This is a genomic window from Natronoarchaeum rubrum (genome assembly GCF_024494695.1).
In genome coordinates this window covers 131,354-145,074 of the sequence record NZ_JANHDP010000004.1, presented here as the reverse complement: position 1 = coordinate 145,074, position 13,721 = coordinate 131,354, and the positions used below count along the sequence as shown (strand labels likewise).

The window sequence follows — 13,721 nt, the reverse complement described above, 5'->3', positions numbered from 1 at the left end:
GCGGATAGAATTTGTGGTGATCGACGGTTCGACCGGTGTGCCGGAACGTGTGAGACGGGCGGCCGTTTACCGAATCTTCGTGCCCGGTTCGGCGTCCTCGTGAGTCGTCAGGAGGTCGGCCTGCTCGCCCGCGGCCAGCACCATGCCGTTGGACTCGACGCCGAACAGTTCGGCCGTCTCCAGATTCGCGAGCACGACGACGCTCGTCCCCGGCAGCGCGTCGACGTCGTGGAGCTGCTTGAGGCCGGCGACGATCTGGCGCGTCTCGACGCCGATGTCGACCTCCAGCCGGACGAGATCGTCTGCACCTTCGATCCCCTCGGCGCTCTCGATGCGCCCGACGCGCATGTCGACGTCCTGGAACTCCTCGAAGCCGATGCGATCCTCCGCGATCGCTTCGAGGTCTGCAGCCGCCTCGGCCGCGTCGCCGTCGGCGCTCGATCCCTCGTCGGCGTCGGCCTCGGCGTCGTCCGCATCGGCGTCCGCGTCGTCGCTCGCGGCCGCGACTCGCTCGGCGAGCTTCTCGTTGAGCTCCTCGACGCGGTCGTCCTCGATCTTCTCGAACAGTTCGGCGGGCTCGTCGAACTCGGCGGGCGGCGCCTCCAGCGCGTGTTCGAGCAGCGCGTCGCCGACCTGCCCGTCCTCGCCGAGCTGTTCCCAGACCTGCTGGGCCTTCTCGGGGGCGATCGGCTCAAGCAGCACCGCGACGGCCTTGGCGATCTGGACGCAGTCCCGGATCACCTGCTCGGCGGTCTCGGGGTCGTCGTCGACGAGGTTCCAGGGCTCGTTGCGCTGGATGTACTCGTTGCCGAACTTCGCCAGCTCGGTTGTGGCGCCGGCGACCTCGCGCAGCGAGTAGTCGTTGACGCCGGTGCGGAACTGCTCGACGGCGTCCTGGATGCGCTCGTGGACCTCCTCGGAGACGTCCGCGTCGGGCGTCCCCTCGTAGTTGCGGTAGGCAAACAGGGTGCTCCGGTAGAGGAAGTTGCCGACGTTGCCGACGAGTTCGCCGTTGACCTTCTCCTGGAACGCGTCCCACGAGAAGTCGACGTCCTGCTGGAGGCCGCCCGTCGTCGTCAGGTAGTACCGCAGCAGGTCGGGGTGGAATCCTTCCTGAAGGTACTCGTCGGCCCAGATCGCGCGGTTGCGGCTGGTCGAGAGCCCCTTGCCGTTGATCGTGATGAAGCCGGTCGCCGCGACAGCGCGGGGCGCGTTGTAGTCGGCGCCCTCCAGCATCGCCGGCCAGAAGATGGTGTGGTGCTGGATGATGTCGCGCCCGATGAAGTGGACGATCTCCCCCGAATCCTTCCAGACCTCTTCCCAGTCGTACTCGTCGGCGCCGACGCGCTCGGAGTACTGCTTGGAGCTGGCGATGTACTCGATCGGCGCGTCGACCCAGACGTACAGCACGAGATCGTCGCCTTCCTCCGACTCGTCGCCCGGATAATCGATTCCCCAGTCCATGTCCCGGGTGATACACCAGTCCTGCAGGCCGTCTTCGATCCACTGGCGGGGCTGGTTGCGCGCGTTCGATGTGCCCTCGAGCCCGTCGAGGAACTCGGTGAGATAGTCAGAAAACTCCGAGACCTCGAAGAACTTGTGGCTGCGCTCGCGGTACTCGGCGGGGTTGCCCGTGATCGAGCTGGACGGGTCCTCGACCTCGCCGGGTTCGAGGTGGCGCTGGCAGCCCTCGTCGCACTCGTCGCCCCGGGCCTTCTCCCCGCAGTAGGGGCAGGTGCCGACGACGTACCGGTCGGGCAGGTACTGGTCGGCGTCGGGGTCGTAGGCGACCTGGATCTCCTTCTCGTAGACGTACCCCGCCTCGTCGAGTGTTCTGACGATCTCTCGGGTCAGCTCGGTGTTGGTCTCGTCGTGGGTGTGGCCGTAGTTGTCGAAGTCGACGCCGAACTTCGGGAACGTCTCCTCGTACTGTTCGTGCCACTCCAGGGCGAACGCCTCGGGGTCGACGCCCTCCTGTTCTGCGTTGACCGCAACCGGCGTGCCGTGCATGTCCGACCCGCAGACGTAGGCGGTCTGCTGGCCCAGCGTCTCCAGGGAGCGGTCGAACGCGTCGGCGCCGATGTACCCCCGCAGGTGACCGATGTGCAGGTCGCCGTTGGCGTACGGCAGCCCGCAGGTCACCACGGCGGGATCGTCCGTCGGAAACTCTTCGCGGCTCATACTATTCCTCTGCGCCTCCGCGAGTAAAAGCCGCTGGTTTCGTCCGTACTCCGGCCAGCGCCGATCTGCACTCTCACCTGGCGGTCGATCCCCGCACCGATACGCGGCCCGCGATCGACAGCCGACCCCCGACGCGGTGCTTGCTCCGGCGCGCGCAAGCGTTATGCTGTCGTCGCGCCTCCGTTCGCCCTGAGTGTCGCCGCCCGCATCCCTGCGGTACCGCCGACCGACACCCACGACGCATGTACCCCCACGATCCTTCCGATCCTGCGAACAGCGAATCAGCCACAGTCGACTTCGATCGCGAACTCTCCGACCTGCTGCTCCGGGCGTTCGCTGCGGGGTCGCCCGTCGACGGCGACTGGACGATCGAAACCGAGTCGCCCAGCGTCCCCGACTGGACGGTCTCGATCAGACGACGACCGTGCGATGCTCTGGATGCTGGCGACTGAGCGTCTCGTCGCTCACCGTCAGACAACCGTCACTGCAGGGTGAATCATACGTACGCATCGCGTCAGTATCGGGATGCAAGCACGACGATCTCTCAGATAGGGCTATATTACCTCCGGCGAAAGCCGTAGTTGTCACGCCCTCCGTTCGCGTCCCAGCGTCGCCGAACGCGAGGGTGGGGGATGCTACCATGACGACTGACACTGCCGACCCGGAGCGCAACTGCATCGATCCCGGCCTGCGGGCTGACGTCATCTTCGACGTGCTGAACCACCCGCGTCGGCGCCACGCGCTGTACTACCTCGCCGAGGCGGTCGGCGCAGTCCCGCTCGCGGAACTCGCGGACGCCGTGGCCGAACAGGAGGGGACACCGACGGCCGAGCGCCGACAGCGCGTCGCAACCGGACTCTACCACACACACCTGCCGAAGTTCGACGAAACGGGCGTCGCCGAGTACGACCCGCGAACTGACATTGTAACGCTGTCCGCCCGCGCCGCGACCGCGCTCGCGCCGTACCTCGAACTGGCCGCCCGCGACGACATCAGAGCGGATCGCTGAACCGGGGTCGACGCCGCTGGCGCCGATACGCTCGCTGCCGTCGTACTCTCAGTTCGGGTCCGTGTCGCTCCGATCGGCGTTCAGTACAGCGCCTCGCCCAGCGAGACGTCTTCGCCGGGTGCGACCGGTATCGGTTTGCTATCGCAGTATATGATTTATTCATGCCGATCGCTGCGAGAGCCGGCAGTTTCAGTTGGGCATCAATCGGCCACAAAACGACCGTAAAACAGTTCTCTCAACCGAATTACCGGCTCACTCGATCGACACCGGCGCACCGCGGTCGGCGCTCTCGTAGAGCGCGTCGATCACTTGCATGTTCGCGATGGCTTCCGAGCCGCCGGTTCGCGGTTCCTCGCCGGCCTCGATCGCCTCTGCGAAGTGATCGACCTCCAGTCGGTACTGGTCGATCGCGTCGAACGTCTCGACGCCGCTGCGGCCGTCGATCCGGTACTCCAGCTCCACAGGTTCGGCGGTCGGCGCGTCGAAGGCGTCGCGGACTTCGATCCAGCCGTTCGACGCCTCGACGCGGTAGCGCTGGACGAGCTGGGTGTCGAAGCCACAGGCCACCCGCGCGGAGGCCCCCGACTCGTACTCCAGCACGCCGGCGAGTTCGGTGTCGACCCCGCTATCCCGGGAGTCGTCCGTGTGCGCGTACGCGCTGTCGGGGTCGCCGAGGAACAGTCGAGCCGCCGAGACGGCGTAGCAGCCGACGTCCATCAGACTCCCGCCGGCCAGGCCCGGGTCGAGGCGCACGTCGTCCGGCCGACCGTAGAGCGGGAACTTGAACGAGGCGTTCACCGATCGGATCTCGTCGAGTTCTTCACGCGCGAGTTCGACGGCGCGCTCGGTCCGGGGGTGGTACCGGTACATGAACGCCTCCATCAGCGTGACGCCGCGGTCCGCGCAGTGGTCGACGACCTCGCGGGCCGCCTCGGCGTCCTCGGTCAAGGGTTTCTCGCAGAGCACGTGTAGCCCGGCGTCGGCGGCCTTTTTGGTCCACTCGGCGTGAAGCCCGTTCGGCAGCGGGTTGTAGACGCCGTCGATCCCCTCGTCTTCGAACAGCGCCTCGTAAGAGCCGTAGCTCCGCGGGATGTCGTGGTCGTCCGCGACCGCCCGGGCGCGATCGGCGTCGCGCGAGGCGATGGCGGCGACGTCGTGGTCGCTACCCTCCAGAGCGGGGATGAGCGATCCGCGAGCGATGTCAGCGGTGCTGATGATGCCGATGTCCATGGTACACTGGTCGGCGCGGCGTCGGAAAAACGGTCAGGTTGCGGTAGTTCGATCGGCGGGGCGTCGGGCGGTCGCTCCCACTCGGCGGCGTCTCGCTCAGGCCGCCGGGCGGGAGACGGTCTCGGAGTCGATCTCGGAGACGTCGAGTTCCTCGCGGTCGCCCCAGGCCACTCCGATCGCGTAGTACGCGGCGACGCCGGCGTAGAAACCGACGAAGGCGCCGACGATCGCTCCGACCGCGGGGATGCCGGCGAAGACGCTCGAGACGACGCCGCCGGCGAGCACGAAGCCCGCGGCGACGAGCCAGGCGGTCGCGTACGAGCCGCTCGCCAGTACGGGCCTGAGCGTCGCGACGTCGAATCCGTCCCCGATCCGGCCGCGCTCGGCGACGTTCGCGAGCGCGGCGGGCGTGACGTACGCGGCGGCGAGCGCGAGCGCGATGAAGATCATCGCGCCGACGAACACGGCGAAGGCGCCGAGTAGCCCGCCGTCGGTCGCGAGCGCGAGTGCGCCGCCGACGAATACGAGCGCTCCCAGGGCGGTCGCGAGGCCGTAGACGATCGCGACGATCGAGCCGCGGACGCCCTCGCGGAGCAGCCCCTCCCAGTCGTCGAATGCGGGCGCGCGCTCGTCACCGTGGGCGACCGAGCGGATGACGCGCATCACGTAGCCGACGAGGAGCACCGCCGGGACGATCAGGACGCTCGTGAGTGCGAGCAGCCCGCCGATCACCAGGGTACGTACGGCGTCTTCGTTGCTGCGCGGGTAGTCGATTGCTTCTGAAATCATTGGTATCACCGGAACGTCGGCGTCGCGGCCGCGAGAGAGAAAATGGGTCCGGTCGGCGGCACCGACCCTGTTCCTACCTACCTATAGGCGCTCTGAGGACTTAACCGTACGCGCCGGATCCGAGCGCGTTCAGTGGCGATACCGCCGCTTTCGTACTAGTCGCTCGTGCTGACGGGGCGCCGGAGCGCGTCGACGTCGGCGACGAAGGATTCCAGCATCTCTCGGGTGACGTGTGGCATGCAGACGACCCGCAGTTCGCCCGCGCCCGTCCGGGAGATCCGCCATCCCTCCTCGCGCAGCCGGTCGAACAGCGTGGGCGGGATGTCGGCGGCCACGAGCGGCAGCTGGGGATCGACCACGTCGTACCCCCGTTCGCCGAGGGCGGCGGCGAGCCAGTCGGCGTTGTTCTGCGCGCGGACGTACTGCTCCCGGTACCCCTCGGGCCAGAGTTCCTCCAGCGCGGCGACGACGCTGGCGACGCCGGCGCCGCTGCGCGTGCCGGTGAGCGTCGCCTGATCCGTGGATTCGAGATACGGCGTGTCGACCGCCAGCGCGTCGAGGGCGTCCTCGGATCGGGCGAGAAAGCCGCCCGCGGGGATCGCGGCACAGCCCATCTTGTGGGGATCGATAGTCAGCGTGTCGACGTCGACGTGGTCGAAGTTCCACTGCTGGTCGGTGAATGGGAGCACGAACCCGCCCCACGCCGCGTCGACGTGGAGCAGGGCGCCGGCGTCGTCGGCGATATCGGCCAGCGCCGATAGCGGGTCGACGCGGCCGTACTCGGTCGACCCGGCGACGCCGACGACCAGCGCGGTGTCGGCGTCGGCCAGCTCGGTCATGGCGTCGACGTGCGCGCGGTAGTCGTCGTCGACCGGCGCGGTCCGCAACTCGACGCCGAGAAGCCCCGCAGCCTTCCGGAAACTGAAGTGGGCGCTCTCGGGCATCACGACGTTCGGATCGCTCGTCGCCGCGAGGTTGCGCGCGGCCCGCACGGCCTGAATGTTGGCCTCGGTCCCGCCGCTTGCCACGTAGCCGTGGGGATCGTCCAGTCCGACGATCCCGCCCAGCGCGTCGACGGCGTCGGCTTCCAGTTGGGCGACGCTCCGGTACGTGCCAGGATCGCCCGGGTTGGTCGCCAGGAAAGTTTCGGCGGCCTCGCGCGCCGCCGGGTGCGGTTCGGTACACATCGAGGAAAGCACCCGGCTGAAGTCCTGCGGCTCGGCTCGCATAGCCAGAATGTGGACGGACAGGCGTTTAGGGGTTGCGTTCTCCGAAGGGCGGCAACGAGCAGCGAGTTGTTCGAGGCGCGCAACTCGCTGCTACCGCGCCGAGACGACTCTGGCGTCCCGCGCCGACGAAGCCCTTCCCGTGGATGCTCGCACCGAGTTGCTATAGCAACTATCGGTTGATACACTGGCGATCGTAGCGATTCGTCGGTCGTCCTTCGGGCTCCGAAATCGCGAGAAGAAATGGTCCACGGCCAGGGATTGGCGTCAGACCGGCCGGCGAGGCCCGCTACGCTCGTCTCTCGGCCCGGATGGTCGCGTCGTCACCTACGGGCTCAGGCGCTGGCGATCTCGCGGGAACTTCGAAAGACGGTCCTGCTCACTCCGTTCGCAGGCTGCGACTGGCGGGCTCCCCCTCGACAGACGGCGCCGTCTCAGGGAGACAGACGCTGTCGGTCTCGCGGGAACAGCACGGCCTCCCGGATGTTCTCCAGCCCGAGCATCGTCATGACGAGTCGCTCGCCACCCAGCCCCCAGCCGGCGTGGGGCGGCATGCCGTATCTGAACATCTTGGTGTAGTAGTCGAACGCCTCGGGGTCCAGTCCCTGCTGTTCGAAGCCGGCGACGAGCTGGTCGTAGCGGTGTTCGCGCTGGCCGCCAGAGACCAGTTCCATCGACGGGTGCATCATGTCGAAGCCGGTCGAGATTTCCTCGTCGTCGTCGTGGTCCTTGATGTAGAACGGCTTGATCTCGCTGGGCCAGTCGGTGATAAAGTAGTGCTCGCCGACTTCCTGGCCGAGGACGTGCTCGGCTTCCGTCGAGAGGTCGTCGCCCCAGACCAGCTGCTCGTCGAGTTCGCCGGTGGCGTTGATCTTGTCGAGCGCCTCCTGATAGCTGAGTCGCGGGAACTCGCCCTCGGGAGCCGAGAACTCGTCTTCGAGGCCGAGCGCTTCGAGTTCCTCGGCGCAGTTCTCGGCGACGCCCTCGTAGGCCGCTTTCACGACGTGCTCGCAGGCGTCCATCGCCTCGGTGTGGTCGTAGAACGCCGACTCGAAGTCGATGCTGGTGGCCTCGTTGAGGTGGCGCGGCGTGTTGTGCTCCTCGGCGCGGAAGATCGGGCCGATCTCGAAGACCCGCTCCAGTCCGGAGCCGACCATCAGCTGCTTGAACAGCTGCGGGCTCTGGTTCATGAAGGCCTCCTGACCGAAGTAGGTGATGGGGAACAGCTCGGTGCCGCCCTCGGTGCCCGTCGCGACGATCTTCGGCGTGTTGATCTCCGTGCAGTTCAGGTCGCGGAAGGCCTCGCGAACCGCTCGGAGCACTTCGGCGCGGATCTCGAAGATGGCCTTGACCTCGTCCTTGCGGACGTCGAGCGTCCGGTTGTCGAGACGCGTCGGGAGTTCGGCGTCGACCTTCCCCGAGGGGTCCAGCGGCAGTTCGGGGTCCGCCGGCGCGACGACCTCCACGTCCGTCGGGACGATCTCGACGTCCGTCGGGGCGCGCGGCTCTTCCTCGACGTCGCCGGTCACCTTGACGACGCTCTCGCGGGAGACGTCGAGACCGGTCTCGACGAGCTCGTCGTCCATGTCGTCTTTCTCGAACTTGACCTGGATCTTCCCGGACTGGTCTCGGACGATCAGGAAAGCGATCCCGCCGAGGTCGCGGATCTCGTGGGCCCAGCCGGCGACGGTGACGGCGTCGCCCGGCTCGGCGTCCGCGGTGTAGGTGCGGTCCTGCATACTCCCGAATTCAGACGGCCGCGCCTTAAACTGCGTCGGTTCGGCGCAGGCACGCTCGACCCCACTCGAGCGGTCCGTTCCCGATCCGACGCACCCGCTCGGCGACGCCTCAATCCGGGATTTCGGACGGTGTGTCGTCGTACGACCCGATGCAAGCGGTTTCGATGCGACGCCGGTGTGGCGTCCGAACGAGCTCATAAAGCACATATTGCGATATAGAAACTAGGCGGCGGTTTCGGAGACGGACCGGTTTCCGGCAGATTCGCGTGGATCCGAGAGTTCACCAATGAAGACTCGATTTCAGAGTTCGTGGGCAGATGATCTGGCCCATCGTAATCGACGCTAGTCGACCGATCGAGGCTACGACACGATCTCCTGAACGTAGATGTGCGCGTAAGCACTCGTCCACACGATAGAAAGAAGCTCACCGACGCTCGATGAGATCGCACGCAAAGCGGGGTTCAACGGAGCCAGGTTCGTCGCCATCCCAGCGAGGGACGTCGGCAAATAGAGGCTGATCCCGCTCCCGACCGCGATCACTACGATGAGCACGAACTTTCTTCGGTAGTTCGTCGTGATTCGCCAGCTAACCCGAAGTGATTCGACGGGGCCGTACTGGCCGATGACGCAGGCTTCCGGGACGAACCAGAATTTGAACAGTAAGAGGAGAAACGGCACGGCAAAGACGATCCCGAGGACTGCCGCTACGACGGGAAAGCCGACCACTTCCACGGGATGGCCCGGAAGAACGCCGACGAGAACGAGTAGTGGGAGAGAGAGGATAGAGGGGATCATCAGAATGGGAAATACGAGTAGAAGGAAGACGCCAACTAACGCCGGTATCCGTGCAAGACTTCGATGCAGTCCCTCGCGGATCGTGACTGGGTCGCTGGTCAGTTCTCCGGCGACGATCGTTCCCACGTAGGCTCGAATCAAGAAGACGAACGCGAACGCGGTCAGGGCCTCGAACACGTCGATCACGGGCAGCGGAAGTACGTCGATACTGGCCGTCTCGAGGAGCCGGTTGGCGAGAATGACCACGCCCGCGAAGACGACGATCGACGGGGAGGATCGGAACAGGCGAACGGACCAGGCCAGCGCATCAAAGACGGTCCGATTGGTGGTAGTCGTCTCGATGTTCCGGCATTCGAGACATCCACACCCGTCGACATCTTCTCGTGTCTTGATCGTCGGTGCCATGTTACACGCAACTGTGTAGTGAATGATAGAAATACTTCGGATCGGTGCGTCGGCGTGTTCAGTTATTCAGCAGTAACAAACTGTGAGATGCTTTCACCGACTGCGATCAGGATTGCCGGTGGACCGAGCAGCGAGGCGAAGGATTTGAACGCGCGTTTGAGACTCGGCCGATCCTCTTCGGTGCCGAGAAAGAGCAGTGTCGGATCTTCCGTAACGACGTACACGCTCATCTCCCTGCCTTTTTCCGAATAGCAGGTGTCAACGACTTCGATTACCCCCGCCGATTCGAGATTCGTCAGGTGATAGTGAACGTTTTGAACGCTCTGGTCGAGCTGCTCGGCGATCCGCGCCGGTGTCGCCGGCGTTTCGTTGAGCAACCGAAAGATTTCGTAGGCGGTTTCGGAGGACAACGCTTCGATTACCTCTCGGGTCGCGTCGTCGTTGAGGCTCAGTACGGCCGGGGAATCGCTTCGTTCGACGGAGGCATCCGTTTGTGTCGGGAAGAGTCGTGTCATAGTTAGGTTCTATGAATGGGGGTCGTGAGGATCTGATCCGAACAGTGGCCGTTCGAGAGCGTGATATGTAGTTGTTGGTGGGCTATCATTCTGATTCCGAGATGGCGGGAGAAGCAGCGATCAATCGCAGGTAGTAGGCCGTATACACCGTATAGAGGTACGCGAAGCCGACCGCGTAAAGACCGATCCCGATCGGGAGGAGAACGGCTATCGGGGCTTCGAGGTCGATCGGTAATACGTCGGTCGGCCCAGCGTCCGTCAGCGTCAACTGGAGGAGGTACTCGGGGGCCAAAAAAGCGTTCAACAGGATGATCCAGACCAGCGAGAATCCGGCGACGCTTTTGAGGTTCGAGCGGACGAGAGTAATACTTCTCCGGAACGAACCAGTAACGGTCTCGTTTTCGACGACGATCGCGGTGTCATAAAACTGTACGAACATAATGACAACGAGGACAGACAACAGCCAAACGAGTATAGAGCCGACACCCGCGACGAAGGCAGCCATCTCGTTGATTACGGCGAGCGCTATCGATCCGACCCCGAGGACGAACCCGATGGATCCGAGGCCGATAGCTGCTCCAAGCACGATAAGTACGAACAATACGGTTCCAAGGAGGAGTCGGAAGTAATGTGTCCACCCTGCGGTGAAAAATCTGGTGAGCGATCCGCCAGTTCCTTCGATCGCCGCCTGAGCGGTTCCGATGAAACCGCCAAGGACGAACGGGAAGACGACTAACCACGCGAGTGAGACGCCCGCCGACAGCAACGGCGATTCGATCAGGCGGTCCGCGTACTGTAGTTGGCTTCCGACCCCGAAGAGAAGGCCGGCGACGAGCAGGATCGGATTCGCTCGGAGGGCGGTGAATCCGTCTTTGAATGCGGAAACGGTGACCATCGTATCCACGAATTGCCGTCGTCGCGTATTAGACCAATCGTAGGATTAAAACTAGATTTAAGCATTTTGAGCGGCTGATGTTGTCATTTCGAGAGCGGCATCGCGAAGAACTGCGACGAATCTCCTATTTTGCAGTTTCGGACAGTTATAGAAAAATTCGCGGCAGATCCATCCTCCGAGAATGTGGTTTCGAGAGACCTCGCTCTCGCTGCGACTGCGCCGTCGCTATCGACGACGAACGAAAACGGCAGATTGGGGTGGTAGCGACTCGCGCCGGCCAGAAGTTGCTCGACTATCACCCGGTCGTGGCTGCTCTTCTCAGACGCAACAGCGCAGTGAGTCCGACGACGACGGCGACGAGCGTGATGCCGGTACCCGCCGCATTCTTCGACAGGCCGGCGGCCATCAGTGTCCGGACGCCAACATCGGCTCCGGCCAGCGTCAGCGTCGCGATGGTTGCCAGCGCGAGCAGCGACGCGGGGATCGCGCCGGGGCGGATCGGAAGGGTACGCCGTGAACTAGACATGGACAACGCACTATGACTACGTCTATCGTATTTATTGTTTGGTGTTACCACACTACTTGAGGATCGGGAGTGGCGGGACACTCGTCGCCCGTCAGTCGCTGGCCGACGCTTCGGGCCGGTAGGATCGGCTGATCGCCATCCACCGGCCGCTCTTGAAACGGTAGTAAGTGACGACCGCGGGCACCAGCGTCTCGACGACCAGCGCGACGTACAGCGCTTCGATGCCCAGCGGCGTCACCGCGGCGATGCCGGGCAGCGGAATCGACGCCGCGCCGGCGTACGCGATCGGCAACGTGAACGCGTACAGGCCGAGCAGCTGCGCGTAGAACGGCCAGCGCGTGTCGCCGCTCGCGCGCAGCGGCCCCGTTGCGCCGCCGCTGACGCCGCGGAACACGACGCTGACGCAGGCTACGACGACGAACGTCGTGACCAGCGGCACCACCGACGGATCGTCGGCGAAGACGCTCGCGATCGGCTCGGCGAACGCGAACACGAGCCCGGCGGCGACCGCGTACACCGCCACGCCGAACAGGAGCACCTCGGAGCCGTAGGTGGCGGCGTCACGTTCGTCCCCGGTGCCGAGTTCCTGTCCCACGAGGCTGCTGGAGGCCAGCGAGAAACCCCAGCCGGGCGTGTCCATCAGGTCCCGAACGCGCCGCGCCGCGACGAAGGCTGCCAGCACGTCGGCGCCGAACAGGGCGACGATCGCCAGCATCGGGAACTGGGCGGCCCGCCGCGCGGCGTTGGTGAACACCAGCGGCGCGCCGATCGTGACGACGTCGCAAACCTCGCCGAGCGTGGCGACCGGGCCCGCGACGCTCAACGTCACGGGGAACTCCCCGATCAGCGGAAGCGACAGGCCGGCGAATCCGGCGACGAACGCGCCGAGCACGAGCACGTTGGCGACGACCGTCCCGATCGCGGCGCCGACGACACCCATTCCCAGCGAGAAGATCAGCACGGCGTTGATGGCGACGTTGACGACGGCGCCGCCGGCCCGGAGGATCATCGGCGTCCAGGCGTCGTCCGCGCCGACGAGCGTCCGGCTGCCGATCAGGTTCAGTCCGGCGAACGGCACGCCGAGCGCGACGATCTTGAGGTACTCCGCGCCGAAGGCGATCGCCGCGGGGCTGTCGTCGGCCAGCGCCTGGCCGACCAGCGTGACGAGTTCCCGGGGGTACGCCCAGAACAGCGCCGCGAGCGGCAGCGTGATCGCGAGCACGACCAGCCAGCTCGTCGTCACGGCCAGCGACAGCTCCTCGTGGGCGTCGGCGCCGTAGCGCTGGGAGACGAGGCCGATCGTCGCGCCGGCGACGCCGCCGCCGAACGCGAACGCCAGCCCCCAGAACGGCGTCGCGATGCCGACGCCGGCGATCGCCGCCGATCCGAGCGCGGCCCCGACCATCGCGACGTCGGCGGCGGACTTGGACATCCGCGCCAGCCCCGTGACGATCCGTGGCCACGCGAGGTCGGTCGTCCGCTCGGCTCTCGAACCGTCGATCAGACCCGCTCGGGCGAGCAGGCGACCGATCGACAGCAGGAGCCAGCGGACCGGGTTGGGCAGTCGGCTCGTCGCAGAAGGCACAGCGGGGCTAGTCGATTGGAGTTTTTAGGCCTTCAGGTCGCGGAACGGGTCGAGAGGCGTTGACACGCCGCGTTCCGAGGTCGCAGGGAAGCGTAGAACCGGACGATCAGGACTCCTTGGCGCCCCGCACCGTCTTCTCGACGGCGTCGACGCCTTCCGCGTGGACGAGGTCGCCAACGACGACGACGTCGGCGTGTTCGCCCATCTGATAGGCCGAGTCGTAGTCGTGGATCCCGCCGCCGTAGAACAGGGTGGCGTCGTCCACGGCCTCGCCGGCAGCCTCGACGACATCGGGATCACCGAGCGTCCCGGAGTACTCGACGTACACGATCTCCTGGCCGAACATCTCCTCGGCGACCTCGGCGTAGGCGGCGACGTCGTCGGGCCCCAGATCGCAGTCGGCCTCGGTGTAGGTCGCGACGCTCGCGTCGGGGTTCATCACGACGTACGCTTCGGTGGTGATCCGGTCCCAGGGCAGGTCGTCCTCCATGCGGGCCCACTCCTTGTGGGCGCCGACGGTCCAGAAGGGGTCACCCGCGTTCAGCACCGTCGGAATGAGATACCCGTCGAGCGCCTCGTCGTTGACCGCGACCTCGGGCGCGCTGGGTTCGAGGTACAGCGGCACGTCGTGAGTCGCGCACGCGTCGATGACTCGTTGCATCTTGTCGGTGGTCATCCCGGTCGTCCCGCCGATCTCGATGGCGTCGGTGCCGGTCTCGCAGACGTCCTCGAACGTCTCGCCCTCGACTAACGTCTTGTCGGGGTCGATCTTCACGATGTGGTCCCACTCGGCCCAGCGAGTCGTCATACCCGAGCAATCTAAAGG

13 protein-coding genes are annotated in these 13,721 nt (G+C 65.6%); 2 read left to right on the top strand and 11 right to left on the bottom strand.

What is annotated here, in order from left to right; all coding sequences use genetic code 11:
- Positions 1-66: 66 nt before the first annotated feature.
- Entirely contained in the window at positions 67-2,181 is a 2,115-nt protein-coding gene (gene metG, locus NO931_RS11410; RefSeq protein ID WP_256392456.1) for a methionine--tRNA ligase, read from the bottom strand.
- 242 nt (positions 2,182-2,423) lie between these two features.
- Here metG and NO931_RS11405 point away from each other — a divergent pair, with 242 nt between their 5' ends.
- Both NO931_RS11405 and NO931_RS11400 read left to right on the top strand, forming a co-directional pair.
- A complete protein-coding gene (locus tag NO931_RS11405; RefSeq protein WP_256392455.1) occupies positions 2,424-2,633 on the top strand; it encodes a hypothetical protein in 210 nt (69 codons plus the stop codon).
- 188 nt (positions 2,634-2,821) lie between these two features.
- Positions 2,822-3,190, top strand: a complete 369-nt coding sequence (locus NO931_RS11400) for a DUF7344 domain-containing protein (protein WP_256392454.1) — start codon at positions 2,822-2,824, stop codon at positions 3,188-3,190.
- Positions 3,191-3,442: 252 nt separating this feature from the next.
- Here the strand turns inward: NO931_RS11400 and NO931_RS11395 are convergent, their stop codons facing one another.
- The 10 genes from NO931_RS11395 to NO931_RS11350 all read right to left on the bottom strand — a co-directional run bounded on the left by NO931_RS11395 (position 3,443) and on the right by NO931_RS11350 (position 13,703).
- The gene (locus tag NO931_RS11395; RefSeq protein ID WP_256392453.1) at positions 3,443-4,420 is read right to left on the bottom strand and encodes a Gfo/Idh/MocA family protein; all 978 of its coding nucleotides are present in this window, start codon (positions 4,418-4,420) and stop codon (positions 3,443-3,445) included.
- 96 nt (positions 4,421-4,516) lie between these two features.
- Positions 4,517-5,209 carry a DUF4013 domain-containing protein gene (locus NO931_RS11390; protein WP_256392452.1) on the bottom strand — a complete coding sequence of 231 codons (693 nt, stop codon included), beginning with the start codon at positions 5,207-5,209 and terminating at the stop codon, positions 4,517-4,519.
- 155 nt (positions 5,210-5,364) lie between these two features.
- On the bottom strand, positions 5,365-6,438 hold the full coding sequence (mfnA, locus tag NO931_RS11385; protein WP_375142050.1) for a tyrosine decarboxylase MfnA: 1,074 nt from the start codon (positions 6,436-6,438) through the stop codon (positions 5,365-5,367).
- Between the two features lie 431 nt (positions 6,439-6,869).
- Positions 6,870-8,174, bottom strand: a complete 1,305-nt coding sequence (gene aspS, locus NO931_RS11380) for an aspartate--tRNA(Asn) ligase (protein ID WP_256392451.1) — start codon at positions 8,172-8,174, stop codon at positions 6,870-6,872.
- Positions 8,175-8,534: 360 nt separating this feature from the next.
- Positions 8,535-9,374 (bottom strand): DUF7847 domain-containing protein, encoded by an 840-nt coding sequence (locus NO931_RS11375; protein WP_256392450.1) that lies wholly within the window; start codon positions 9,372-9,374, stop codon positions 8,535-8,537.
- 62 nt (positions 9,375-9,436) lie between these two features.
- A complete protein-coding gene (locus NO931_RS11370; RefSeq protein ID WP_256392449.1) occupies positions 9,437-9,889 on the bottom strand; it encodes an ArsR/SmtB family transcription factor in 453 nt (150 codons plus the stop codon).
- Positions 9,890-9,974: 85 nt separating this feature from the next.
- Entirely contained in the window at positions 9,975-10,784 is an 810-nt protein-coding gene (locus NO931_RS11365; RefSeq protein ID WP_256392880.1) for a DUF7847 domain-containing protein, read from the bottom strand.
- A 295-nt stretch (positions 10,785-11,079) separates the two neighbouring features.
- Positions 11,080-11,310 carry a hypothetical protein gene (locus tag NO931_RS11360; protein ID WP_256392448.1) on the bottom strand — a complete coding sequence of 77 codons (231 nt, stop codon included), beginning with the start codon at positions 11,308-11,310 and terminating at the stop codon, positions 11,080-11,082.
- Between the two features lie 91 nt (positions 11,311-11,401).
- A complete protein-coding gene (locus NO931_RS11355) occupies positions 11,402-12,895 on the bottom strand; it encodes an MATE family efflux transporter (protein WP_256392447.1) in 1,494 nt (497 codons plus the stop codon).
- Positions 12,896-13,001: 106 nt separating this feature from the next.
- Positions 13,002-13,703, bottom strand: coding sequence for a phosphoglycerol geranylgeranyltransferase (locus NO931_RS11350; protein ID WP_256392446.1), 702 nt, complete (start codon positions 13,701-13,703; stop codon positions 13,002-13,004).
- Positions 13,704-13,721 lie beyond the last annotated feature (18 nt).

Excerpts from the sequence above, each read along its gene's own strand:
- metG (WP_256392456.1), bottom strand. The coding sequence starts at position 2,181 with ATGAGCCGCGAAGAGTTTCCGACGGACGATCCCGCCGTGGTGACCTGC.
- NO931_RS11405 (WP_256392455.1), top strand. The coding sequence starts at position 2,424 with ATGTACCCCCACGATCCTTCCGATCCTGCGAACAGCGAATCAGCCACA.
- NO931_RS11400 (WP_256392454.1), top strand. The coding sequence starts at position 2,822 with ATGACGACTGACACTGCCGACCCGGAGCGCAACTGCATCGATCCCGGC.
- NO931_RS11395 (WP_256392453.1), bottom strand. The coding sequence starts at position 4,420 with ATGGACATCGGCATCATCAGCACCGCTGACATCGCTCGCGGATCGCTC.
- NO931_RS11390 (WP_256392452.1), bottom strand. The coding sequence starts at position 5,209 with ATGATTTCAGAAGCAATCGACTACCCGCGCAGCAACGAAGACGCCGTA.
- mfnA (WP_375142050.1), bottom strand. The coding sequence starts at position 6,438 with ATGCGAGCCGAGCCGCAGGACTTCAGCCGGGTGCTTTCCTCGATGTGT.
- aspS (WP_256392451.1), bottom strand. The coding sequence starts at position 8,174 with ATGCAGGACCGCACCTACACCGCGGACGCCGAGCCGGGCGACGCCGTC.
- NO931_RS11375 (WP_256392450.1), bottom strand. The coding sequence starts at position 9,374 with ATGGCACCGACGATCAAGACACGAGAAGATGTCGACGGGTGTGGATGT.
- NO931_RS11370 (WP_256392449.1), bottom strand. The coding sequence starts at position 9,889 with ATGACACGACTCTTCCCGACACAAACGGATGCCTCCGTCGAACGAAGC.
- NO931_RS11365 (WP_256392880.1), bottom strand. The coding sequence starts at position 10,784 with ATGGTCACCGTTTCCGCATTCAAAGACGGATTCACCGCCCTCCGAGCG.
- NO931_RS11360 (WP_256392448.1), bottom strand. The coding sequence starts at position 11,310 with ATGTCTAGTTCACGGCGTACCCTTCCGATCCGCCCCGGCGCGATCCCC.
- NO931_RS11350 (WP_256392446.1), bottom strand. The coding sequence starts at position 13,703 with ATGACGACTCGCTGGGCCGAGTGGGACCACATCGTGAAGATCGACCCC.